The organism is bacterium, assembly GCA_016708315.1.
GTDB lineage: Bacteria > Zixibacteria > MSB-5A5 > CAIYYT01 > CAIYYT01 > JADJGC01.
The window spans coordinates 47,632-71,087 of record JADJGC010000008.1 but is presented as its reverse complement, the minus strand read 5'-3'; the positions used below and the strand labels follow the sequence as shown (position 1 = coordinate 71,087).

The window sequence follows — 23,456 nt, the reverse complement described above, 5'->3', positions numbered from 1 at the left end:
GATAATTTAAGCGTGAATGAGTGACACTGGGATTTGAATATGAGGGCGGTTCTTCAATCTGGTTCGTGCTGGCTGGTGGTGGTGAATGATCAATGCACCGTGCTGCGCGTCGCCCCGAACACCGACGCGTGCTTGTTTCCGGGCGAAGTTGATGAACAACCTCTCGATTGCGTTCAGGAATGGCTCGCTCCCGTGTGGACGCCGACCATGCTCAAGTGTTCTCGATGCTTGAAGCAGGTTGCCGAGAGGCTGCAACCAGATAATTGTTGCAGTGTTCGCGAGACATTTCGAAGCCTCAAGGAGCCACCGCCTCCGCAATCCTTCTGGATCGCCGCGGTCAACGGGCACCCCGATGTTCTGCAGGTCGTTGAGAATGGTGTCCGATTACCAGGTCGCCACGGAACTCATCCGCTGGAGCAAGTGAGGGTGTGGATCATGCCGGTGTGGAGTCCTGAGATGGCCTACTGCGCCAGCTGCGCCCAAGCCAAGCCCAAGCAGGACATGGTTTTCCTCTTCACTGGCTCGCCCAAAGGCGTCTGCAAGGGATGCAGCGAAGATTTCGACTTCGGAACCGCGCGCTGAATCTGTCCGATCCGAACGCTCCCCGGACGCGATGGCATATCGGGATTTCAAACCTGACGTAACGCTCTTCCCGCTCGCGCCAGTCACCGCCCTAGAATGGGGTATGGGGAAGCAAGAATCTCCGCCAAACCCATTTTGCATGAGAGGGCGGAAGGCCGATTGGAGCATGGAAGATTACCTTGGTCGCAAGCAGGGACTCATCGTGGCCGGATGCGACGAGGTTGGCCGCGGCGCCTTCGCCTTTAACCTTGTCGTCGCGGCGTGCGCCTACGATTCCGCAGCAGAACCATCCTGCGACATTCGCGACAGCAAGGCCCTGACAGCGGCGGAACGCGAGCAGTTGGTGGACTTGCTAACCCGGGAGTTTGTCGCCAAAGGCTTGCTGCACGTCGCGTACGCGGAAGCATCGGCATCCGAGGTGGAGACAAGCAACTTGAACGCATTGAACCTGCGACTGTTCAAGGAAGCGCTCCAAAAGCTTCCCCACTTTGACCGGGTCATCATTGACGGAACGATCGCCGACGACACCTTTCCCGGACTATGCGCACCACGCGCCGATGAGACCAGCATCACGGTCGCCACCGCTTCGATTTTCGCCAAGGTGCGGCGCGACCGGCAAATGCGGGAGCTGCACACACAGTATCCGCAGTATGGATTCGATCAGCACGTCGGCTACGGCACCAAGTTACATGTCGAGGCCATCCGCAAATTCGGACCCATCGCCGGCGTGCATCGCAAAAACTTCCTGCGCAATCTTAACTGACTTCATCATGGCTGGCTCACCACCTCCATATTCCTCGCTCCTGAACCATCACGTTCGAGCCACGAGTAACGCGAAGCTCACCACCTTCGGACACGAAATAGGTCGTGTCACCGTTCTTGAATGTGTAGCCCATGAAACGAGATGGCGTGACGCCATCCGCGCTAGTGGTGTGAGCGGTCTTGCCGGTCAGGGTGATTGACTTCCCACTCTTTTTGGAAACTCCGACGTACTTAACGTCGTCGCATGTAACGTGTCCCTCTGGGCAACGAGGCTCAACAGTGACCCGGCACTGGCGGACGGGAAAAGTCCTTCCTCAACGTGCCGGCTTGCGAAATCGTTGTTGCCACAATCAGCGCAACGGCAGATAAAGCGGCTCTCATAGCGCCTGGTCGTGTTGAGGCAAGATTTTCCGGAGGGGACGGGTGTCGGCCCCCGGGGGGGGGCCCAAAGGGCGCTATTTTTCTTCGCAGCATTGATTTTCGCCCAACGGGCCTTGGCGGCCGCGGAGATTCTGGCGCGACCGGCTGCGCTCATGCGGCGCCTTTTCTTCCGAGGGGCTTGAGGTTTTTCAGCCGTTGCGGCAGCGCCGAAGATTCGCTGGAGCTCCTTCTCCAGCGACTCGATCTGATCTTTGATCGCCGCAGCACGCCTGAGTTGTTGAGCGGATAGGTTGGCGAGCGAGGTATTCATCGCGGACAGTTAGGGTGGGAGGCGGAAGGAAGTCAAGGTTCCGCCGGTCGCTCAAGGAATCCACTCGCCTGAGGAACGATCAAACTGTTGTGAGGAAGAGAGATTTCGAGCGCTGGCCGCATTCGTCTCCGCACTGATCGCGTACACAACCATTCCGGCCAGATTCGTGTTCGGCTGCAAAGAGGCAGGGTGGCACCTTGCGACCAGATAGGACCGGGAGGGCGTCAAAGCGCGCGGCCTCATCGTCCGGGAATGCTGCCTGTGGGTGATCGGCGCGCCAGGTTGCTTTCGCGGAGTCAATCCGAGCCAGATCCAGGACCACTTTCTCGCGCAACTGCCGTCCACGAGAACCGCCCAGTCCCCACAATCCAAGCCCCATGATCAGCAGCAGCAGCGCCATCACCGCCACTACCTCAATCAGCGAAAAACCCCGCATGCGTGACGTCGGTTTCATGTTACGGTGCGTGTGAAGGCGGTACTCCAATGCCGTTGATCGAATAGCTGACCCCCGGCGGTTGATAATCCGCCAGGGAGGAAAAGCTGCGGTTCACTTCCAGATATTTGCGGATCGCGTTGAACCGCCCGGATTCATCAGTCGGAAATGCCGCGCCGTTGTGATCCAGAACCCAAAAACCTTTGGCGGCGTTGATGGCTTCCAGGTCAACCGAAATGCGCGTCTGCAAAGCCCGGTCCCGAGAATTGCCGGTCGTTACCAGAACCATCCCCACAAGAATGCTGATGATGGCCAGCGCTCCCACCAACTCAACCAGGGTAAAACCTGCGCGGGATTTCATGATTTCGAGAATTTCAGATACACTCCGCGAATTGAGTTACCCGAGTCCCGGACCACAACCAGATCCGCGTTGAAGGCGCTCAGCATTTCCTGACTGACGTTTCCCTTGACCACACCGAACCCGCGAGCGGAAAGCATCGTGTTCAATTGGCTCACGGCGCCAACGACACGCGACAGGTTCACGTCCGCAGGAGCGGAGAGCCGGTAGCTGGCGGTTTGCAGGGACATGAATTCAGGGTCCGACGCACTCTGCGACACCAACACACCGCTGGCTGCCACCGTCTGGAATGGCTCCAAACCAGTCCCACCGGAGGTTAACTGCTCAACCCCGTTGGCGAACTCTTTCTCCAAAGCGCGGGCTGACGCAGCCAGGGCTGAGGAGCGGAGGTCGCCCAAACGAATCGTTATCACGCCGGCGAGGATGAAGATCACCGCCACGACGGAAACAACTTCGATCAGGGTGAAACCCTTACTTGGCCTCACTCGCCTACACAAAAAGCCCATACAACCCATTTTAATTCGCAGAGGCTCCAACGCGCGCCGAATACCCGGAGAAAAACATCTTCGCATCATCAATGTCACCGGATGGTGATGGAAGCCGGTGAACTAGAATGGTACATGAGAGCACTTTGCCTTTGGGCAACGGCGATCCTCGCTGCCCTTCCGTGCGGTGGGGCCGCCTCGGTTCGTATCCGCGTCGATAACCAGACGTACGACACGGTTTACTTGAGCCGCATTGGCGATCCCAGCACGTCGGTCCTGGTTCCCAAACGCATGATCGGCCAGTTCGAAGTGCCTCTGGTCGGACAGGGCAGCCCCGCATTGGAGACACTGCTGGTTGGCTTTCCCGGAAACGTCACCGTACCGGAAGCCGAGTTTCGAGGGTTCAACGGACAATACGCTCACGCGGCCAGTCTGGTGATCGCCTCGCCCCAGAACATTTCAATTGCGTACGAACAAAGCGGCGCTGGTAATATGGGCGTTGCGAACCCGTCGGCCAGAACCAATCCCTGGCCAGCGGGCTATCATGGCGGCGCATTTCCTGGCGGCTACGATGTCGGTCACGCAAACCACATTCGTTCCTTCTCGAATCGTCCGCCGGAGAACACGTTCGCAACTTCCGCCAGGAGCATCGAGCCGCCGCAAAAGCGGATGATCCTTTCTGAGAAAGGTGGAGCCAAAGTCAAAGTCGTTCCGGCGGACTCGCGTTACAAGCTGATCGAAGCGCCTGTTCCCATCCGAAGCCAGGCAAGGGATATTCCGAAGGCTGCGGCACCTGCCAGCGTCATTCAACCGCCCGCGCAGGACAAAAAGCCAGGACGGCGCTCCTTGATAACCTGGATCGTTGTGTGCATCGCTCTCGTCGGTTCTGTCGCCTGGAAGCGCCTGAGTTCCAGGTAAGCCGCAGCGTCAAACGCATGATCACGAGCGACACAATCCTGCGGCTGGCGTGCCTCATCCCGGAGCACAATTTGAAGGAGATCCAGAGCTTGCCCGATTTCAACACCTGGGGCGTGGACTCACAGCCCGGCCGGCTTCCGTCAATTCTATATGTCGGCGAGGGCAGCCGGGATTTCGGCCCGCCCTGCTGGCCGTTCATGGCGGCCCACGAAGGGTTGCATTCGATTGCCACTCACTTTCTCGAAGCCGACGATTATCGGTTCATCCTCTACAACATTTGTGAGGACTGGCGCATCAATCTCTGTCTGCGCGGCATCTTTCACGACAAAATCGAGAAGAGCTTCAAGGAAGCCCGGCAGGTGATCTTGCGGAGGTGGGAAAAGAACCCTTTGAGGTTGACCTCGCCCGTCAGCCAGGCGCTGCAACATCTCTGCTATTTGAACCATCTGTCGGAGCGGAAACCAAACGCGTCGGTCCCGCCCGGCTATCTGCAGGAGCTGCTTTGGATTCGCGACCAGTTTGGCAGCGCGGAGAATTGGCCTTTGGTCCCGGCCAATCCGGACCGGCTCGCGCGCGACCAGGAGAATGCGCGGATCAGCGGGAGGCTGATGAAATTGATCCTTCAACATCAGATGTCACCTCATATCAACCCCGCGGAAATCCGCGAACTGATGATTCGCATGGGCTATGACCTGAGCTTTCGTCTCGATCTGGCTGCTCCGCAAGTCCTGGACGAACAACCAACAATCCAATGCGCTACAAATCACCTGGAAGAATAAAAAAATGGGCGTGGCGAATCCTGATGGCGATAAGCGCCGTCCTCGCTGCATTGATCCTGTTCATTTGGCTGTGGCCCGCCCCGACAACGCTAACCAGCCAACAGCTCAAGTCGGCATACAGCAAGGCCGCGCAAAGGCTCTATCGCCACGAAATCCTGAGTCTTTACCACCCGCCTGAAGAGGCGTTTACCCCGCATGGACTGCAACTGCTACATGAGATTCAAAGTCTCTATTCACCTGTCTTCGTGCCGTACCTCGTCATGGGATCCTTGCCGGTTCAGCCAGACGTGCTCTATAATCCCTGGTTCGACCTGTTCATCCTGGTTGAGGATTCCGAGGGCCAAATCAACAGCGTCGTGCTGGCGTCGTCCCGGGGCTCCGACCAGGGTGCTCAACTCACGGTGAGGGAGAATTTCTGGCAGGAAGTCTACCGGCGCTATCAGGTTGCGCAGATGGCTTCCTTTTCCAGCCCCAAGCCCTTTGAAGAAACAGACCGGATCATCCTTGAGTTGCGAAATTTGACCAACCGCTTTGGATGGCCTCCACGGATGCAATTGTCCGATGCCCGCGTCCCGTTTGATCTCTACCTCCAACGACCCACCCAGGCGATTTACTGCACTCCCACCGAACCGGGTACTTACGTCGTGTTCAACTATCATGACCATCGGCTGCACACCAACGTGGTGGCCCTCCCGCCTTATGGCGTCAGGGACGTGGAGAAGCTGGTTGAGGAATCTTTGCAAGGGAGTACGCGCCGAACCGCACGCGCACTAAACTGAAATTATGAGTGCTGATATCGAACAGCGCCTCCGAACGGAACTGCAAAGACTGCTCGACGAAAATCCTGACCTCGAGCCGACCCAATTTATTTTTGGCAATCAGATCGTCACCGTGGCGGTGTCCGACGGGATTCCTCAGCTCGCCAAAAGCAATCTCTGTGGCGTAGCCCTATATGGATGTCCACGTGTCACCGATCTGCATGGAGCGCCCGCTTACCACATTTACAACCTCATGCAAACTTTGCAGTGCCTCGACGAAGAGCGTCTTCAGCAAGGAGCAGCCCACATACTAACCCTAATACCAGTCGAGGAATCGCACGGAGCGCGATTAGAGAGTCCGCAATTACCGTCGTCACCGGAGATCCTGAACTCGACGTTGGATGACGTGGCCGGCTTGCGCACCGAGCCGGGGAGTTACGGAATGTTCCGCCATCTCGAAACGCTTCAGCAAAAATATCAGCAACTGTTGGCACAATATCCCGAGCTGGACACGCTCGACCTGCAAACGGCGAAGGGAGCGGTAGAAATCCGGGTCACCGACCAGCGACTTTTCATCAGCCCGTCACAGTCTCAAGGCCAGCCCTACATGCAGGTGCATACGACGCCACAGGTTCGAATGTATCTCCTGCACCGAACCGTCCAGGGATTGGAAACCGCCCTTTACGGACAAGCCCGGCCCATCGAGGTCGCCCGGTCCATCCACCGTAACAAAGCCGAGGCGAACCTTATTCGCCATCTCCAACAGGTCCAATGCGGCGAGGTGGTCGTGCCGATCCGCCGTTCGCGAAAAAATCTCTACATCTCCGGCAAGACCCGCGAGATCACGTATCTGCCGTTGCGCATCCGAATCACTGAACAGGGATTATGCACTGACGAGCAGGTTCAGAACGAGCCGAGTGGTTACGCGCGCATGCAGTACGGAGCTTTGCCTGCCGATCTCAAGCAACTCCTGAATGCCTTCTTCGCTTATCTCAGTTCCCGGATGTCCAATGGAAGCTGCAAACATTGAAATCAATTATGAAGGAACGCCGATGCAGGTGTTCCACCAGATTCGCGTCGGCCGCTTCCGCCTCTACAATGTCGCCGCGCGCGACGCCGTCGGGCTGGTGACAGAAGCGTGGAAACGGGGTCGCTGGGCAAGACCTTCCTCGTCCGGCCGCTGACAAACCAACTCATCGGCGAAGAGGTGATTGACGGCAGCGGGCGCGTGATTGCCGTCTTCGGTTTGGCCGTCACCAACGCGTTTCGCCCCGACCCAAAGGTGCAGGAGGATTATCGGGAGAAGTTGCGAGCGGTGCTGAACGAATTATGAAAACTCTGATCTGCCTCGCTGTGCTTTTGGCTGCGCCCATCGTGCGGGCCGAGCCCGTCAAACTGTGGGACGGGAAGAAACGCAGCATGGATCTGGTCGCGATCGGCCACAAGCGAGTAACGGTGTACCTGGCGGACGGACGCACCACGGTTGTAGGCATCCCGATCCTGGTGGAGAAACCCAAGACAGCGACACCCGTTGGCAAGCCCGCACCTGCAAACCACAACCATGATCACCATGCTCCCCAGAAACCTTGAGGTGGATCAGGCCGCAGACCAGGCCCGCGGCATCCTCAATCTGGTCATCACGTCGGACGTCAACGACTACTACATCGCCCTGGGCCGCAAACCGTTTATCCGCCGCCAGGGCTTTTTCACCGAAGTGACTGGAGCGCCCGTGATCGACCAGGACAAAATGGACGTGGTCCTCCAGTTCCTGCTCAATTCACGCTTTGAAGAAGCCAGGAACTGTATTGCCAACAAGGAGTCATATCATTTCTCCGGCACCCTCTCCTCGGCGCTCGACCAGATCCAAAGAGAATGCCGCTACCGCGCCATCCTGGTCAGCACCTTGAGCGGGCCGTAGTTGACCGTCCGGGTGCTTGATCGAAACCTGCTTGACCTGGACAAGCTTGGTCTCCAGCAAAAACACTACGACAAACTCGTCCAGACGCTGCAACAAACCAAGGGACTGATCCTGATCACCGGCCCCACCGGCGCCGGCAAGTCCACCACTTTGGCTGCCGTCATCCAGCATCTGATCGACGCGAACCCCTACCACGTGGTGACGCTTGAGGATCCGGTCGAGTTTCTGTTTGCTCCCCGTTTGCACAAGCAGCAGTCCGCCTACTCGATGGTGACTCAGCGCAGCGTTGGGGTCGACTGCGCCAGTTATTCCAAAGGGCTGATGGATGCGCTGCGCATGAAACCGGAGGTCATTGCCATTGGCGAAATCCGCGATGCGGAAACCATGCGCACGGTCATCACCGCCGCCGAAACCGGCCATTTGATCATCGGCACCATGCACGCGTCCTCCGCGTACCAGGCCATTGATCGCATTCTGGCCCAGGCCGGAACCGATTCTCGTTTGGTGGCGCAGATGCTTGCCAACAACCTTCTGTGTATCGTCGCGCAAAACCTGATCCCAGCCAGGAACGCAACGGAGCAGGACCCACGGCGGGTCCTGGGTTACGAAGTGCTATTCCGAACCAAGGACCTCGCGCAACTGCTCTATCATCTCAACAACCAAAGTGTGCCGCCCGTGAGAATTCGGGAGCTGATCAGCGCCGGAGGAGGCATCGATTGGAACAGCTGCCTGGATGAGCTCGCACGGAAAGGAGAAATCCATGAGGAAGTCGCTGCTGCCTTGAAGGCCCTGGAATGAAAGGAGGCGACCACAACGCTGTCGGACCAAGCGAGGCCAACTCCGAAAATGGCTGTTGGAGCGTTACGTTTAAGGATTACGCAAGATGAACACACCATCGCGCAAACAATTCATGGAATTGATTGCCTGCTTCAATCTGGCGACCGAGGCCACCAAAGAAACATTGGCGTCCGAGTACGACCACAGGACACAACAGGACGCGGCGGCGCAACGCCCCATCACACCGATGCTGTTGTTCTGCATGGAACTGGCCGGAACGCCGGCACGCGCCGAAGCCATCTTCTATCACGTTCTCAAAACCAGCCGAATCTCCTATTGGCCCCTGCCGGAACTCGCGCCGCACCTGCGCGCCAACCAGGAAATCAAGGCGATCTGCTTCAAGCATTTCCTCGTGCCGATCAAAGCCAGCGAAACCTTGCTCGTGCTTTGCGGTTGCAACCAGTATGACGGAGAAGGCCCAACCGCCATCTGGCAGAAGCTCGCCAGTCGTAAGCCTCCCTTTCCAATCGTCGTCCTGAGTGAGCCGGAACGCATCCGAAAAGCCCTCCTGCAATTCGCCTAGCGATGAACGCCGCCGACATTCCAAATCAGACTCTGGCCGACGTGTATCAAGCCATCGCCGAGCGGCGCGGCGCGAGCCCTGCCACCCTGGATAAACAGAGTGTCAACGAGGCCGAGTTTATGGCCGCGCTGGCCTATGTGCTGGGCGTTCCAATCATCGAAACCGAAGACCTGACCGATGCCTTGCTTTCCGACTGCCGCCCTCTTGCGGCAGAACTCGAAACCGATGCCCTTCGGGATTATCAAATTGTTCCCCTGGCCCGGCGCGGGGAAACGCTCGTCGTCATCAGCAGTTGTCCTTGGGACCCCATTACCGCCGAGGTTTTGCTCGGTTACTTCCAGCCATGTTCCCAGGTCAAGTTCGTGCTGGCCAGCCCGGCGTGTCTGAGGGAGTTGCTGAACAGGGTGAAGCCGGCTGAGCAGAAAGACACTGTGTCGGCCGGCTACGTGCTAAAACCATCGCCTGCCAAGGCCGCCATTCCTCTATCATCGACTTCGATCCCAACATTGCGCGGGCACGCTGACGCAACGCCAATCGTGATGCCGCCTGGAACCAAAAGCGCTGATCTCCCGAAGGCGACCGCGCCCCTCGCCCCAGGTAACGCCCCGCAGAAGGCAAACGAGCCGCTACTCACACCGGAAGACGTGACCCGTCTGATGAATGTTCTGGCCGGGGAAATCCATCGCCTGCTGCAACAGAAGTCGCAGAGGTCACTATAATGGAACGATGGCAGATCAGATTCAGAGTCCCGAGCAATTGGCCGGTGTGCTCAACCAACTAGTCGAGCGCAAGGTCAGCGACATTTATGTCTGCGCCGGGAAAACCATCCATGTTCGCGCGAACGGCGAAGTCTGTCCCACCTCCATCATCGCGCCGGACGAAAACGCGCTCGTCGCCTTTTTGAACCAAGCCGGCGAGACGGTGATCAAGGGCTCCATCACCCGGATGGAAATCTACCCGGAAGGATCGGTGGACGGCGCCCTCACTTGCCACAAGAAACGTTACCGGTTCAATTTTTATCGTGTTCTCGATCCCGAGGCCTTGCGGCAGACGGCACGAATCGCGTTGCGGCCGTTGAACGATCACATTCCCACCCCGGATGAAATTCAACTGGATGCGCGCACCGTGCAGACCGTTGAAGCGTTCAAACAGGGTTTGGTGTTGGTCTGTGGCAAGACAGGTCAGGGAAAGTCAACCACACTGGCCGCGCTCCTCCAGCATCGCGCCGACACTTTTCGCGAACACATCATCACCCTCGAGCAGCCGGTCGAGTACATCCTGAAGCACGGACGCTCCGACATCTCTCAACGCGAAGTCGGCATTTCGGTAAACACATTTGCCTTCGGGTTGCGGGCGGCTCTGCGCCAGAACCCCGACACGATTCTCGTCGGCGAGATTCGCGATCACGAAACGGCCGACATCGCCTTGCGGGCCTCCGAATCCGGACATGTTGTCTTCGGCACCCTGCACACGTCCAACGCGGCACAGTCGATTGAACGGTTCGTCAACCTGTTTCCGTCCGCCGAACAGCCCAGCGTCTGGAACGTGCTCTCGACCAGCCTCAAGGCCATCCTGTGCCAAATCCTGGTCAAAGGCCGGGAGGGAGGACGGGTGGCCGCACGCGAGATTCTGCTGACAAATGACAGCGTGGCCTCCTACATCAAACAGAGAGACCTGCAAGGGGTGCGCCGCGCCATCGAATCAGGCCACAACGACTTCGGCATGCAAAACTGGCAGAAGGCCGCGGAGATTCTCCATCGCCAGGGCCAAATCGACGGCGAAGTCAAAAAGGAGATCATCGCCCTCGGAACGTAACCACCATGATCAACAGCATCTGCAGCATTCTTTCTTTTAAGGCGTTCATCGCTCGCAGCGACGATCCCTTGACTCACTTCAGCCGAAAGGTTGGCGGCCACGAATTTACCGTCGTGATCCTGGGCCATCAGCACATCAAATACGCAAAGGCGCGTCTGAAAAACAAAAAGCTGCATCTTGGCCAGCCACACGCCGCTTTCTGCGAAAACTTTCAAACCGCCGAAATGGATACAACGTGGGTCGGCGAGATGCTCAACGAAACCGCCGGGGCAAAATACCTGCTTCTGGGCATCAACACGCCGTTCTCCAACATCAAAATCTACCCTGCCGATCACAAACTTCGCGAAGTTGAGCGCGCGTTTGCCACCAATCTGGAGGCGGAGGTTGGCCGGACCTTCGAGAAGCAGATGAAGTATTTTCTGTCCCAAGCGGGAGGGCGAGTCTGCCTGAATGCGGTCGAGAAGGAACGAATCGCCCAGCCCATCGAGAAGTTTCGCCACTGGGGTTACGAGGTGGTGAGCGTCTTCCATTATCCAACGGCCGTGCTGGCTTACGTCTCCACCCTGCCGCTGGATTGGGACAATCCCGGCGTCCTCGTTTATTACACCCAGAAGCTCATCGTTTTCATGGGCTGGCACAAGGGCGAAATCGTCACCGTCCGCAGCCGTCTGATTGCCGAAACGCAGCGCGGCGGTACTGGGACCAGACCCACTCTCAACGCCTTGAGCAAGGAAATTGACACCACCCTGCAGATCGTCTCCGGCAAGGCGGCTTCCGAGGTCGCCAACATTTACGTCTATCACGACCGCCAGGATCCGGCCTTCGGTGGTTTGGAGAGCATTCAAAGAAACACCAAGCCCTTGGCGTGGGCGAGCGACCACATCGAAAGCCAGGTGCAGCCTTATCCCGAACCTGACTTGGGAATCATTCGCGAGTCTCACTCGCAAATCCAAGCATGAATCCGCGTAATCTGAAACTGCCCGTCATCATCGACCTCCAGCCCGAGCCGGACGCGCCCCTTCTCCGGCTTCCGGGCTGGATGAAGTACCTCTTCATCCTTCTCTATGTCTGCACCCTGTTCGGGATGGGGCTGCTATTAAAAGAGGGTTACGCCTTTTTCAAACTCTACCAGTTGAAGGTGCAGGCCTTGCGCATCTCGGAAACAACCACGCGCGAGATCGCCACGTTGAACGAGCAGCTCATGGAGAACCGGCGCACCCAGAACAATTACGAACAATTCAAATACCGGCAACGAACCGTCCCGCGGCCAGGTCCACTGCTGGGCTGGCTGCCCGCTCTGGTAGGCCGCGCGCAACGCGCGCATTACATCACGTTGCAGCAGGCGAACGACCGGGTGAACGTGCGTCTGGCACTCGAAAAAGCCATCGCGGACGGCGTCGTGCAGAACCCCGCGCCGCCGTCGGATTATCAAATCATTCAGGCTGGCGAGGAAACACCCAAATACCAGGAATTGCCGGCCAACCAGAGGCCCAATCCCAAGAACGAGTACACCGCGTTCGCGATACAACTCAAGAAGCAATGAAATCCAACGGCATTCGAGCTCAACTGGCTGCCATGGCAGCGATCTTGTTTCTGGCGCTCGTCGCCATTGCGCCTTGGGTTGCTGGATCGCACATCCTGAAGCCGCTCTCCGGCAAATGGGGACGCATTATCAGGCACAAGGACGAGTTGCTCGCCGAAAAGGCGGGCTTGCAGTCGAAGCTCGGAGAGTTCCAGAACATGCCGGAGAAACAGAAAGCCAACGAGATATTTCAAAGGAACATCGACCAAACCGGTTTGGACTCGATCCAGGGCCTCATCAACAATGGCAAGTACTCCATCTACAGCTTCCGGACGGTCCAGCTCGATTCCAAGGAGACCAGCTTCAGCTTTGTCGCGCAATACAACACGCTCGGCCAGTTGCTGACCGACCTGTGGAACACATTCCAATTCGTCGAACTCAGTTCGTTGGTCATGAAGCCCAGCCCCAACAAACCGGATGAGGATGTTGTCGCCACCCTGACCGTGCGTTTGCCTCAAATGCAAAGCAGATGAAAAACTCCATTCCAACTGCGCTCGCACTGCTGCTGGCGCCCGCACTCGTCGCTGCGCAAGATATAATGCTGGCTTCAACTCCCAACGAGGCGAGCGCGAGTCGCAACGCACAAACAGCGAAGGCCACCACAACCGACGAAACTCCCATTCTGAAAGGCGCGGAGTTGAAGACCGAATGGGCCAGCGCGAGAAATCCATTCCGTTTCGAGGCGAATGACACCCCCGCCTACGCTCCTGAGCGCGTGGAACAGATGCAAGTGCTCGGGTTCAGCAAAATGTCGGACGAGCATGGATTTTTGCAGACCTACGCCTTCATCACCAAGACCACAGAAGGAGCGCACGTTCAAGGCAGTAAGTTGGAGACAAAAATCACGAAAGACGTGTATGTCCTCCGCGCGCTGCCCGAGAAACTTGACGAGCAGACGGTCACCACCGAGGAGCAGATAGAAGAGAGTTCGATTGCGCTCGGCAGCGAGCAGCTTTGGTTCATGGGCACTATCCAGACCAACAGCCAGACACTGGCAATCTTCATCCCTGACAACGCGACCTACCCGATCAAAGAGGAGGAATTGCGGCCATTTGAAATCCAGGATTCTCTCAAGGACCTGCATGTGCGCATCACCAAAGCCGGGGAAAGAATCAGCACGGAAGCCAATGCGCCAAGGACCTTCTCGCGGCCAAGAGGCAGGAGCACCCCCGCCAAACCGGACACGACGACTCCGGCGCCACTTGACAAGTCGCCCGCAACGCCGGCCCAGCCAGACCAGAAGCCAGCCATTCCGGCGGTGAATGGGGCATCCAAAAGGATCGAGTTGAACGCGCCAGCAAAATCGCCAGGCAACAAGTCGTAGCGCAAGGCGGAACTCCTCCCTCTGGTTTCGCGTTCCCGCTTAATACGGTGTTTCAATTCTTAACGCCCGCAATCTGCTTCCTCTCCGGTCGACGGTTATGGCTCGAACAGCGCCAAACTCATCATCGTGGATCGGTACTACATCGTGACGGGCGACCTCCACTTGGAGCGCGCGCAATACGGTTTGCCGATTCGCCACCAGGACAATCAACAGTGCATCGAAGCGATTCTACGGGAAGGTTGCACGAATCCAAAGTGCCTGGCAGTCATCCTTACCGGCGACACGTTTCACAGGAAGAGCCTGCTGCCGAAATATCAGATCCAACTCCAGAACATCGCTCAACGACTCCGCAACGCTGGAAAGGCATTCCTGGCGATTGACGGCAACCACGACGGCAGCGACGCCTCGTGGCTGGACACCGTCGGCCCTGAAATCAACGCCAACGGCCGGATTGTAAACCTCGGCGAAATCGCCGCGGCATTTCTTTCGTTTCAACCGCGGGAAACGCTCTACGAGAAAATCAAGCAGTTGCCGGAGAACACTCGCTGCCTTTTCCTGCATGGCCGGCTCTTGGAGCTGATGGCTTGGGCGATTCACGTGCCCGAGCCAGAGTACGATTTCAGCGCCGAGGAATTGAGGGGGCTGGGGTTGAAGAACTGCACGGTGTTTATGGGGAATCTGCACACGTACACCGATTTTCACGATCCAGTCGGGAATAACTGGTTCGTGTACGGCGGCTCGACTGAGATGACAGAAATCTCCGAAGGCAACATCGTCAGTGATCGCTTCGGCGGACGTTACGACCCGGTCAAAAAGTATCTCCGATTTTATCCTGGCCGGGAGCATGGAAAGAATTGGGAAACCGTCGACCTGCCGAACCGGCCTTACTTGAAACGGGTGATCAGCCCGGAAGAGGACGCCGAACTGGCTGTTCAATCCGTGGATCAGTGGGTTGAGAAACATCCGGGAGGAATACTCGCGTTGCACTATCCCGAAAGGCTTCGCGCGAATCTCAAACCACATTTGCCTCGCTGGCGCGAGAAACTTCTCGTGTTTTCCGAAGTGCCCCTGTCGCGAGGCATGGCCAAGCCGCTGCAAGACATGAAGGAAGCCGACATTTTGGAGATTGCACAGAAGGAACTCACCGAACGCCAACTCCAACTCCTCGCCGTGGTTCTCACGCAAGACCCTTTTGACCAAACTTTGTCCGGGTTGCTGGCGCTCCCCGAAAAGCCCGCATGAAACTCCTCCGACTTGAATTGCAGCATTGGTGTCAGCATTCGCGGTTGGACCTGACGTTCCCGGACGAACCGATCATCCTGTTGAGCGGGCCAAACAATTCCGGCAAGAGCAACCTCGTCCGGGCAATCGGCCGGGTGCTCGCCTTGGGACGGAGCGAATTCGGCGATGCATCGGCGATCCAGTACGGAGCGAAGCAGGCATCTCTGCGACTCACGGCTCTGACCCACGAGCGGACGCAGTTCACCATTTCGCGAGAGATCAAGCCGCGCCAAACCCGAGCCAAGCTGGAATTCGCGGACAAAACGCTGACCAACGCGGACGAAATCCAAAGGCAGCTTCAGGAATGGTTCGGTCGCCAGGAAACCCTCCTGGAATTGTTCATCGCGCCCCAGGGACAAATCGCCAGTCTCCTCAAAGAGCGCGGCAAGGAGCGGCTGACCAAGTTCATTGAGATTTGCGGGTTCAAAGGATTCCTGCAAAAGCAGGCAACCCTCAATAAATTCGTTCGCGCTTACCCGACCGTCCTCGACCCAAGTCCACTGATGCACGATGTCGAAGGCAAACTGCAGCAGCTTGAAAGGCGGACCGAAGAGAAGAAGGTCACCGCTGCGGCCTTGCCGCCAGCGGAGGAGTTGCAACGCGAACTCAACAGCCTCCAGGAGATCAAAACGCTCCGTGAGAGCGCCGAAAAAGAACTCACCGCCAAGCAGGGAAAACTCGCCCAGACACAGGCAGGGATCTCGCAACCGCTGCCGGATTTGGATGAGCTGCAAAAACGGATTCAAACCATTCGTGCGGCACTGGCGCGAAGTCAGATTGCTCTGCAGCATCAAAAAGTCGAGAAAGCGCGGCGAGAACTGAGCCGCACGCAAGAGGAGTTGGCGGGAACACCAGAGGACAGCACCAATTACACTGAACAGATTCAGGAGAGCAGCGACACGCTCCAGAAAAAGATCAATCGCAGGAATGAAATCGCCCGCGCTCGCCAGGCGCTGGAACAACTCCGCAGCGAACTCGGGAAGCTGGAGAAAATCATCGTCGAAAGTCAGAAGACCGTCTCGGAACTCAAACACAGCCCGAATTGGTACCGGCTGACGCTCGACCATATATCCCAGCTTCACACCGCAAGTCATCAACTCCTGGCACAGGAACATGCCTTGAGCCAGCAGAAGGAACGACTGGCGCAGTATGAGCAGGTTCGGCCTCCGTCGCCAGCAGTGCTAAAGGCATGCAAGGCCAGTGAGGCAAAGCTGCAGGAACTCGTCAGCCTTCATCGCCACGCCACCGTTGCCACGGAACAATGTCCGCTCTGCCAGCGTGCCTGGGAAAAGCCTGCCCTGGTTCAGCGCCGCGACGAACTCAACGCGTTGGCGAAAGAGCTGCAAGCCGACCTGAAGAAATCCCCGCAAGCCGCGGCGGAGTACCAACGATGGACTCAGGCTCAAACGGAAATTCCGAAACTGCGCCAGCAGATTCAACAAGACGAAACGGCCTGCGCCGGGAAGCGCCGGGAGTTGAACGCCCAGATGGCGGCTTTCCAACTTCCGGAAAGTGAGGATGGCCAGATTCAGATTGTGCTCGCGGGCTACCAGAAGGTCACAGCGGCCCTGACTCCGCCGACTAAGGAGGCAAATGCTCTGCGCGAGAAAATCGTATCCGAGTCACCGGCAGAGCAAGGGCGTGCGGCCGAAGACGCTCGACTGGCCCATGAAATCGAACAGGGAAGCGTGCGAATACGCGAACTGCTGGGGAAGCAGACGACAGCGCACGAAAATGCCAGGAAACGCGCCCGGCTCAAACAGCAAGCCGAGATGATCCAAGGGCAGCTCGGCGAGTTGGAACACGGCCTCAAAGCCAAACCGGAGGATTACCGAAACGACACCGATTACACTGAGCTTTGCCGGGGTCAGGAAGAAGAGTTGAATCAGGCACAGGACGCGTTTCAAAAGGCGAGCGGCGACTGGACCAACCGCTTTGAGAAACTCCGCAACGTGGAAGCTCTGAAGAGCGGGATCGCTTCCGCCAGCCAGAAACTCACGAGTCTCGTCTGGGGATCATTCTAGAAAGAAAGGATTGCCGAACTTCAAAGGCGATCGGCCAAATTCAGCAGTTACGCGCGGAGACGGAACTGCTCCAACAACAAGGCGGCCAGTTGCGCCAGCAATTGAACGAATTGCGCGCACACAAGGAAAGTTTCGACCAGCAGACGCGAAATGTGACCGATCTGGAGGCCGTCAGCAAATTTCTCTCTTACGACAACGGGCCGCTGAAGTTTCTCACCAGCTTTTTTCATGAGGCGCTCAACCAAACCAATCTTCTGCTCACTGAGATGGAATTGCCGGTCAAGCTGCACTTGGGCGCGGACTTGGAGATCCTGGTGGAGGATCGGAATACCCAGGCCAGTTCGGCGCTGGCACTCGGGGGCGGTTATTCCAGTCTGGTGGGCATCGCGTTCCGCATTGCGCTGCAACGAATGATTCTCCCGCGCGTTCATGTGTTGATCCTGGACGAACCCAGCACGCACATCGACGAGGCCAACCTAGATTTGCTGATGCCGTTCTTCGACAAGCTCAAGGAGAACATCAGTCATTACGGCATCGAACAATGTCTGATCATCGATCACCAGCCGGGTTGGCGGAACACGACCTCGGCGGTCATCGAATTGGATAACAAAGGATCGAGTGGTGGGTTGGCCGAGGCTGCCATTGTGTCCACGGAAAACTACGCTCCGGGCGATTCTGAGAAAACCACCGCTTCCTGAACTCGGCCGACGACTGTTTATGGCTGACGACCTCAAAGAAAAAGTCCCGATCAGTTGCGAGACGTGTCTTTATCTGGCCACGCATGAAAAGTGCGACGGCTGTCTGACTGACAAATCCGGTCCATGGCCGAGTGGCAAACCGTACCTCTACCGCAACCACCAGCGCGCCACATTCGGCGAGGCAATGGAGCGCGAGCACCAATTGCAGGTCGAAGGCAAGCGCAACATCGTGATTTCCGGCCAGGGAGAAGCTGAGGTCAACGCTCGGTGGACGGTCACGCAAGCCTACGAACACTTGGTAAAGGTGAGCGAAGCGTGCGGTTACGTCACCAAAGCGACGCGATTCGACGGCGACCGGGCCTGCATCCGCATCCTCTGTCACGGTGAATGGTTTCTCATCTGGAAAAGCGGCGTCTTCGAATGCATCGAGGATCGCCGCGGTGCCTGTCAGTGGGATCGCCATCCGGATTTCGTGAAACTCAAGTACTCGCACGAGGCTTACACCCGTTACGGCTTCTGAAGATGAAAACGCTTGCCGATTTCAAGCGCCGGCTGGTCGCCGGCGTGAAACTCCGAGTCACATTTCACATGCCGCGATTGGTCATTCGCGGCAACGTCGGCAACACGGTGATACCGACTCCGCCACCGGAGGAACGAATTGTCGCCAGGGTGCAGACCAACTCGGTAGCGTTCGACCGCCAACACATGACGGACAAACCGGCCGGTCCACAACGCTGGTCGTGGCTGGATTATCCGAAGGCAAAGGATTTTGCCGTCGAGGATGGCAAAGCCGTCATCTACCGGGACGGTAAGAAAATACTCACCTACGAATTCATTGAATGAAATTGATCCCCTACGAAATGGGCGGCGCAGTCTGCGGCTGGCACAGCGACGATGCCGCCCGGCTCTACTGGTACAAGAGCGAGCACACGGGAAGCGACCGAACGCCCGCCGCGCCCGAACGACTCAAAGCCTGGGTCATCGGACACACCGGCATTGTGATGGGCGAGTACGTGATCGTCGAGGTGGCTGCGCTCGACTTTCTCGGCGCAGGATTGTTCGGCGAAGGACGTCCGTGCTCCTTCAACAGCGCGACGAAATGGACCGGCGACAGTTACCGCTATGGAATTTACGCCGTGAACGGTCATGCAGGGCGACACGTGATCATTCGAAAGGACGGAGGCGGCATCTACGTTTACCTCGATGCCGGCCACACGGAGTGGCGCGCATTGTGTTCATCGCTGCCGCCCGAGCGCCTTTGGGATTTGTGCCAGGTCATCGGGCACACTTACCACCAGGGACGCGACCACGAACGACAAAGGCTCTATCGCCTGTTTGCCAAAGGTGGAATCAAGCGCGCCAAAATTCGGGGGCAGAACGCGTACCGCGTCATCGAAACCGCGAACGAGCAACCGCTCCAATTGGCGTGATCGTATGACCACACCACAGCTCTTCAATCTCGTCGCGCCCATCGCCATCTACCACGGCGCAGATGTGTGCTACGGACGCAAGGCCAGACGCGCGATCTGCCGGATGAGAAATCTGGCTGACACCGACCCTGAAATCCGGCGGCGGTTTGGCGCGCGAGCGCGCCGGCAAGACTGGGCTGACTACCACGAACACGCTGAGCCGGAAAATCTGCCGAACATCCTCGACCTCTACAAAGATCTGTTCCGCGAGATTGTCCAGGGTGAGCGCCCGGAATGGTGCGAGTTTGTGGATCGCTGGGGCGCGTACGGCTATAAAGACAAGCACGGCCAGATCGTGTTCAGCGGCGATGCGTGCTTCTGTTTTCCCTGGTATGAAACGGCCGAACTGCTCGCTGAACGCATCGAGATGCACTCGGAACCGAAGGCCGCATGAGCGGCATCTTGTTGGAGATTTATTTGGACGGGCCGTTCCCGGCTTGTCTTGACGTTTCCAGCGGCAGGCGATTGTTCGCTGCGTCTTCGAAGCAGAACCGGGCGGCAATCGATCCCCGGTCGCGAAATACGGGCGGGATAAATGAGTCCAGTTCACGATCCAGTTTTGTTTGAAAAGGGTTCTGAGCCATCCAGTCCGCCCACCGCGATGCCTGATCTTCCAAAGATAAGGCGCAAAATTCATGACGGAAGCTGTCTCCTCCCTCTTCGCCGGTCGCCAAGTGTCCGATTTCGGAAACCACCCGGTCGATAACACGTGGAGGCAACTCGGTGAATGGTTTGTCTCTGAGCTTCTCTTGAACCTCATAAAACACCTCCGCCCGTTCGCCGAGTGATTTCAGACGGCAGGACACATCGGGGGCGGGATGGCTGACCTCGTAATCGCCGTCCAGATAGACTGAGCGGCTTAACAGATCGAGCATTGGCCCGAAGGCGAGCACGTTTCCGCGAACGCAATGTTTCGCAAAGAAATGGTCGATGCCCTCCTGCCGAGCTTCAGATGGAACGACTGCGACGAAAACCGATGCCCCTGCCTCCCGCAAGGTTTTGCACAAACGGAGAAGTGCATCCACCGACTCAGCATCAAGCCAGCTATTCTGGCGGAAAACAATCCCCACCCGCCGGCGAGCGCCCTCCGCTGTCATAAAGCGATAGGCCTCGAGTTCAGTCGCGAGCTTCCAAATGTCCATCTCCCGGTGGCTGCCTCTTGACCAGTTTCCAGGAATGCCAATTACATCCATCTTCAGACCCAGCAGCAGCGGCAGCAGCGACAAGCACATTGCGCTCTTTTCATCGTCCGTGATCCAAAGATTGTAATCCACGTTGGTCAAGACCGACTGATAGAAGGCGTCCGACCAACGATTGGCGATCTTCCCGGCCAAGAACAGTTCGTTGCTGGCGCACCCTACCGGTGCGGCGTATTTCAACTTAACTTCGGGAGGAACGTAACCTGGCTTGATCCGCAAATAGCCTCGTTCCGCAAAAGGTTGATAGCGGAACATGAGCGCAGGTCGGTTGACCATGCTCCGGTGCAGGCGAGAAGGCCGCGTTTGGCCATCCCCGGAAAGGATTTCAAGCATACGCTCCGACGACCATTCTGTATGGACACCGGAACGCGCCACGGCCAGCACCAGCGGAGACCCGGAACAAGCTTCTTCGTGGTTCCGAACGGAGTTCACAATCCCGTAAACCCCGGTTTCGAGAAGCGTGTTTGTGGAGCAGCCCTTCAGGAGTCGATCGGCCGCCGCCATGCCTTGCTGCAGGTTTCGCCCGGGTGCCAGGATGATGTGCGCTATGCCGTGCGCCGTTTCGTACAGAAATTCCCGGTAGAGGACCTATTGGTCGTGTTTGTGGTCGAACACGCGGTATTCGCGGCAGGGATGCACTCCGCGGGGGAGTCTCTCGACCTCTTTAGGGCTGAGATCGATTCTCGGATTCATCCCAATGAATTATAGAGCCGGGAAGGCGCCACCGCGACGATTCCGCCTCTTGTCTTCCACGAGCCTATAATTAAAAGATGACAGGCTCCGAGACCGTCTCCGAAGCATCCGCGCTGATTGTCACGCCAGGGCTGCAACAACTCCTTGATCGGTTTGCCCAGGAGCATCTCCTGCGTTTTGAGGAGCCAGTTCCAAATCTCTTCGAGTTTCTCACCTCGAATACCATCCGGTCCAGCGACGAAAATTTTCTCGGCGAGGAGGACCTGACCGGATTCATTGCCTAGGTTCTGGAACTGTCGTTTCTAACCAACGTCCACGTCACGGCTTCCCCGACACTGTTCGCCCGTTGCCAGGCATTGGGGTTTCAACGGGAGCAAAACGGACACGTGCCGGTGATGACGCAAGGACCAGGAATTCTGCTGGCACATTACGATCCACACGTGCCGCTGCCGGCGTGTTTCCACAAGGAGAACCTTCAGATGGTCCTCTGCACCTGGAGTGCATTTCAGAAACTGGCGGAAGCGTGGGACCAACGCTACGCCGGCCCATCGGCAAAAGCCTACTCAGCGGACTCCAAGCCGCCCCCATCAGTGCCGAGGGAATGGGCCGAGTGGCAGATGACACACAACGCACTGACGGAGGAAGATCGCAATGCTCTCGAGAAGATCAAAGCAACCGACAGCTTTGACGACGTTTCGCCGGAATGGGAATACTGGTTCTCCCGCAAAATCAAAGGCGAGTCCTGCATTGGATTGGACATCGTCGACGTGCCGCAGGAGTCCAAGCGCGTAAGTGCCGCAACGTTGAAGGCAGTGGAAGCGGTCATCCTGTTTGAGAACCATCGATTGATGCAGTTGGGATACGTGCTCAACTGGGACCGTTTCAACAGCGTCGAGACCGTGTCCGAGCAAATCCGCCGCCAGGGGTTGGCCGTGCAACTGATCCCGGTCCTGCCACGGGACTACAATCGCTTCCTTGAGGAACAGGTTAACAAGACGATCCAGTTGTCCAAGTTCATCAAGCAGGACGACGTTATTCCCGACAGCCTCGCTGACAGCATTGACCCCGCCCAATTCACCGACGAGCAACTCGATCCGAAGAACGTCAAGGTCAAGCTGATTGCCGAGGCGGCGATCTTCGCCGCCTACAAGCGTGGCGCCTCCGACATTCTGGTCGAGCCGCAAATCAACGATTACCGGATACGCTTCACCATTGACGGCATCAACACGACATTCTTCGACGGGATGCCCAAACAGTACGGAACCAATATCGTGCTGCATCTCAAGGTGCGCGCCGGCATGAACATCACCGAGAAGCGCCTGCCCCAGGACGGCAAGATCACCCTCAGCATCCGGGGCACGCCCGTGGAAATCCGGGCCGCGACCATGCCGGTGCTGGACAGTCAGGAAGAGAAAATCACGCTACGGCTGCTGAGTGCCACCATTCGCTTTCCCAACCTCGACAAGCTGGGCATGCACCCGGGGCATCTTCAGCTCATGCGCAAGGCCCTCAGCATGGTGAATGGCATTATGATCGTCACCGGCCCGACCGGGTCCGGCAAGACAACGACGTTGTACTCTGCCATCCAGGAGATGGACCGCGAACGGCTGAACGTGTGCAGCCTCGAAGATCCGATCGAGACTTACATCCCCGGCATCAGCCAGACGCAGGTGAACGAGGTCATCGGGTTGACATTCGCCCGCGGCCTGCGCGCGCTCCTGCGCCAGGCGCCCCACGTCATTCTCCTGGGCGAAATCCGCGACCGGGAAGTGGCGCAGATCGCCGTTCAGGCCGCCAATACGGGTCATTTGGTTCTAACGACACTGCACACGAACTCGGCGAGCGGGACGTTCGACCGGTTGCAGGCTTTGGATGTGGAAGCGCACCAGATCGCCGATGCGGTGCGCCTGATTCTGGCCCAGCGCCTGATCCCGCGCCTGTGTCCGGTCTGCCGCAAGAGCCGCCGGCCCACCGAACTGGAGATGGTGCGCATCGAGAAGCAAAGCGGCGTGCGATTGAATCCGGCGATTTACCATGCCAACACCATCGGCTGCCGCAACTGCCACAAAGGTTACACCGGCCGCAGAATCATCACCGAAATCATTCCCGTGGACGCCGGCATGCGGGAACTCCTGCTCAAGGGACAGACTCACGCGGAGATTGTGCGGCACGCCGAGCAACATTCTGCCTTCAGACCGATCATGGCGCAGGCCATGGAACTGGTCAACGAAGGCCAGGTGGACCTCAAAGACGCCCAGAAACTGTTTCTCGATTTTCAGGCAGAGGACTTCAAATAAAAGTGGAACGACCAGGCGCATCCTGAGCGC

31 protein-coding genes are annotated in these 23,456 nt (G+C 57.7%); 27 read left to right on the top strand and 4 right to left on the bottom strand.

Going from position 1 to position 23,456, the window contains the following annotated elements:
- The first annotated feature begins 39 nt into the window (after positions 1 to 39).
- Both IPH59_08815 and IPH59_08810 read left to right on the top strand, forming a co-directional pair.
- Positions 40 to 582 carry a hypothetical protein gene (locus tag IPH59_08815; protein MBK7091808.1) on the top strand — a complete coding sequence of 181 codons (543 nt, stop codon included), beginning with the start codon at positions 40 to 42 and terminating at the stop codon, positions 580 to 582.
- Positions 583 to 721: 139 nt separating this feature from the next.
- Positions 722 to 1,345, top strand: coding sequence for a ribonuclease HII (locus IPH59_08810; protein MBK7091807.1), 624 nt, complete (start codon positions 722 to 724; stop codon positions 1,343 to 1,345).
- A 769-nt stretch (positions 1,346 to 2,114) separates the two neighbouring features.
- Here IPH59_08810 and IPH59_08805 read toward each other — a convergent pair.
- Genes IPH59_08805 through IPH59_08795 form a run of 3 tightly spaced genes read right to left on the bottom strand, consistent with a single transcriptional unit; the run spans position 2,115 to position 3,311 of the window.
- On the bottom strand, positions 2,115 to 2,489 hold the full coding sequence (locus tag IPH59_08805) for a prepilin-type N-terminal cleavage/methylation domain-containing protein (protein ID MBK7091806.1): 375 nt from the start codon (positions 2,487 to 2,489) through the stop codon (positions 2,115 to 2,117).
- Between the two features lies 1 nt (position 2,490).
- Positions 2,491 to 2,829 carry a prepilin-type N-terminal cleavage/methylation domain-containing protein gene (locus IPH59_08800; protein ID MBK7091805.1) on the bottom strand — a complete coding sequence of 113 codons (339 nt, stop codon included), beginning with the start codon at positions 2,827 to 2,829 and terminating at the stop codon, positions 2,491 to 2,493.
- Positions 2,826 to 3,311 carry a prepilin-type N-terminal cleavage/methylation domain-containing protein gene (locus tag IPH59_08795; GenBank protein MBK7091804.1) on the bottom strand — a complete coding sequence of 162 codons (486 nt, stop codon included), beginning with the start codon at positions 3,309 to 3,311 and terminating at the stop codon, positions 2,826 to 2,828. The genes IPH59_08800 and IPH59_08795 overlap by 4 nt, the downstream gene beginning before the upstream one ends.
- Before the next feature lie 135 nt (positions 3,312 to 3,446).
- On the opposite strand from IPH59_08795, the gene IPH59_08790 reads away from it, so the two are divergent.
- The 23 genes from IPH59_08790 (at position 3,447) to IPH59_08680 (ending at position 19,631) form a co-directional block, all read left to right on the top strand.
- Positions 3,447 to 4,229 carry a hypothetical protein gene (locus IPH59_08790; protein ID MBK7091803.1) on the top strand — a complete coding sequence of 261 codons (783 nt, stop codon included), beginning with the start codon at positions 3,447 to 3,449 and terminating at the stop codon, positions 4,227 to 4,229.
- Between the two features lie 17 nt (positions 4,230 to 4,246).
- Positions 4,247 to 5,008: a hypothetical protein gene (locus IPH59_08785; protein ID MBK7091802.1), complete on the top strand. Its 762-nt coding sequence runs from the start codon at positions 4,247 to 4,249 to the stop codon at positions 5,006 to 5,008.
- 23 nt (positions 5,009 to 5,031) lie between these two features.
- Positions 5,032 to 5,787: a hypothetical protein gene (locus tag IPH59_08780; protein MBK7091801.1), complete on the top strand. Its 756-nt coding sequence runs from the start codon at positions 5,032 to 5,034 to the stop codon at positions 5,785 to 5,787.
- A 4-nt stretch (positions 5,788 to 5,791) separates the two neighbouring features.
- Complete coding sequence (locus IPH59_08775) at positions 5,792 to 6,796, top strand: hypothetical protein (protein MBK7091800.1); 1,005 nt, start codon at positions 5,792 to 5,794, stop codon at positions 6,794 to 6,796.
- Complete coding sequence (locus IPH59_08770) at positions 6,777 to 6,950, top strand: hypothetical protein (protein MBK7091799.1); 174 nt, start codon at positions 6,777 to 6,779, stop codon at positions 6,948 to 6,950. Before IPH59_08775 ends, IPH59_08770 begins: the two co-directional genes overlap by 20 nt.
- Positions 6,905 to 7,099: a hypothetical protein gene (locus tag IPH59_08765; protein ID MBK7091798.1), complete on the top strand. Its 195-nt coding sequence runs from the start codon at positions 6,905 to 6,907 to the stop codon at positions 7,097 to 7,099. Before IPH59_08770 ends, IPH59_08765 begins: the two co-directional genes overlap by 46 nt.
- The gene (locus tag IPH59_08760; protein ID MBK7091797.1) at positions 7,096 to 7,356 is read left to right on the top strand and encodes a hypothetical protein; all 261 of its coding nucleotides are present in this window, start codon (positions 7,096 to 7,098) and stop codon (positions 7,354 to 7,356) included. The genes IPH59_08765 and IPH59_08760 overlap by 4 nt, the downstream gene beginning before the upstream one ends.
- Entirely contained in the window at positions 7,328 to 7,684 is a 357-nt protein-coding gene (locus IPH59_08755; protein MBK7091796.1) for a hypothetical protein, read from the top strand. The genes IPH59_08760 and IPH59_08755 overlap by 29 nt, the downstream gene beginning before the upstream one ends.
- On the top strand, positions 7,685 to 8,482 hold the full coding sequence (gene tadA, locus IPH59_08750) for a Flp pilus assembly complex ATPase component TadA (protein ID MBK7091795.1): 798 nt from the start codon (positions 7,685 to 7,687) through the stop codon (positions 8,480 to 8,482).
- Positions 8,483 to 8,567: 85 nt separating this feature from the next.
- Entirely contained in the window at positions 8,568 to 9,044 is a 477-nt protein-coding gene (locus IPH59_08745; protein MBK7091794.1) for a hypothetical protein, read from the top strand.
- 2 nt (positions 9,045 to 9,046) lie between these two features.
- The gene (locus tag IPH59_08740; GenBank protein MBK7091793.1) at positions 9,047 to 9,763 is read left to right on the top strand and encodes a hypothetical protein; all 717 of its coding nucleotides are present in this window, start codon (positions 9,047 to 9,049) and stop codon (positions 9,761 to 9,763) included.
- 7 nt (positions 9,764 to 9,770) lie between these two features.
- Entirely contained in the window at positions 9,771 to 10,859 is a 1,089-nt protein-coding gene (tadA, locus tag IPH59_08735; protein ID MBK7091792.1) for a Flp pilus assembly complex ATPase component TadA, read from the top strand.
- Between the two features lie 5 nt (positions 10,860 to 10,864).
- Positions 10,865 to 11,818, top strand: coding sequence for a hypothetical protein (locus IPH59_08730; protein ID MBK7091791.1), 954 nt, complete (start codon positions 10,865 to 10,867; stop codon positions 11,816 to 11,818).
- Positions 11,815 to 12,402 carry a hypothetical protein gene (locus tag IPH59_08725; GenBank protein ID MBK7091790.1) on the top strand — a complete coding sequence of 196 codons (588 nt, stop codon included), beginning with the start codon at positions 11,815 to 11,817 and terminating at the stop codon, positions 12,400 to 12,402. Before IPH59_08730 ends, IPH59_08725 begins: the two co-directional genes overlap by 4 nt.
- Positions 12,399 to 12,914, top strand: a complete 516-nt coding sequence (locus tag IPH59_08720; protein ID MBK7091789.1) for a hypothetical protein — start codon at positions 12,399 to 12,401, stop codon at positions 12,912 to 12,914. The genes IPH59_08725 and IPH59_08720 overlap by 4 nt, the downstream gene beginning before the upstream one ends.
- Positions 12,911 to 13,765, top strand: coding sequence for a hypothetical protein (locus IPH59_08715; GenBank protein MBK7091788.1), 855 nt, complete (start codon positions 12,911 to 12,913; stop codon positions 13,763 to 13,765). Before IPH59_08720 ends, IPH59_08715 begins: the two co-directional genes overlap by 4 nt.
- A 126-nt stretch (positions 13,766 to 13,891) precedes the next feature.
- Positions 13,892 to 15,007, top strand: a complete 1,116-nt coding sequence (locus IPH59_08710) for a metallophosphoesterase (GenBank protein ID MBK7091787.1) — start codon at positions 13,892 to 13,894, stop codon at positions 15,005 to 15,007.
- The gene (locus IPH59_08705; GenBank protein ID MBK7091786.1) at positions 15,004 to 17,070 is read left to right on the top strand and encodes an AAA family ATPase; all 2,067 of its coding nucleotides are present in this window, start codon (positions 15,004 to 15,006) and stop codon (positions 17,068 to 17,070) included. Before IPH59_08710 ends, IPH59_08705 begins: the two co-directional genes overlap by 4 nt.
- A gap of 89 nt (positions 17,071 to 17,159) precedes the next feature.
- Positions 17,160 to 17,768 carry a hypothetical protein gene (locus IPH59_08700; protein ID MBK7091785.1) on the top strand — a complete coding sequence of 203 codons (609 nt, stop codon included), beginning with the start codon at positions 17,160 to 17,162 and terminating at the stop codon, positions 17,766 to 17,768.
- A gap of 19 nt (positions 17,769 to 17,787) precedes the next feature.
- Positions 17,788 to 18,288: a hypothetical protein gene (locus tag IPH59_08695; protein MBK7091784.1), complete on the top strand. Its 501-nt coding sequence runs from the start codon at positions 17,788 to 17,790 to the stop codon at positions 18,286 to 18,288.
- A 2-nt stretch (positions 18,289 to 18,290) separates the two neighbouring features.
- Positions 18,291 to 18,611, top strand: coding sequence for a hypothetical protein (locus IPH59_08690; GenBank protein MBK7091783.1), 321 nt, complete (start codon positions 18,291 to 18,293; stop codon positions 18,609 to 18,611).
- A complete protein-coding gene (locus tag IPH59_08685) occupies positions 18,608 to 19,198 on the top strand; it encodes a hypothetical protein (protein MBK7091782.1) in 591 nt (196 codons plus the stop codon). Before IPH59_08690 ends, IPH59_08685 begins: the two co-directional genes overlap by 4 nt.
- Before the next feature lie 4 nt (positions 19,199 to 19,202).
- Positions 19,203 to 19,631 carry a hypothetical protein gene (locus IPH59_08680; protein MBK7091781.1) on the top strand — a complete coding sequence of 143 codons (429 nt, stop codon included), beginning with the start codon at positions 19,203 to 19,205 and terminating at the stop codon, positions 19,629 to 19,631.
- Between the two features lie 19 nt (positions 19,632 to 19,650).
- Here IPH59_08680 and IPH59_08675 read toward each other — a convergent pair whose 3' ends face one another.
- Positions 19,651 to 20,940 carry a hypothetical protein gene (locus tag IPH59_08675; GenBank protein ID MBK7091780.1) on the bottom strand — a complete coding sequence of 430 codons (1,290 nt, stop codon included), beginning with the start codon at positions 20,938 to 20,940 and terminating at the stop codon, positions 19,651 to 19,653.
- A 266-nt stretch (positions 20,941 to 21,206) separates the two neighbouring features.
- Here IPH59_08675 and IPH59_08670 point away from each other — a divergent pair, with 266 nt between their 5' ends.
- Together IPH59_08670 and IPH59_08665 are read left to right on the top strand one after the other, a co-directional pair.
- Positions 21,207 to 21,413: a hypothetical protein gene (locus IPH59_08670; GenBank protein MBK7091779.1), complete on the top strand. Its 207-nt coding sequence runs from the start codon at positions 21,207 to 21,209 to the stop codon at positions 21,411 to 21,413.
- Positions 21,414 to 21,515: 102 nt separating this feature from the next.
- Entirely contained in the window at positions 21,516 to 23,426 is a 1,911-nt protein-coding gene (locus tag IPH59_08665; protein ID MBK7091778.1) for a type II/IV secretion system protein, read from the top strand.
- Positions 23,427 to 23,456: the final 30 nt, after the last annotated feature.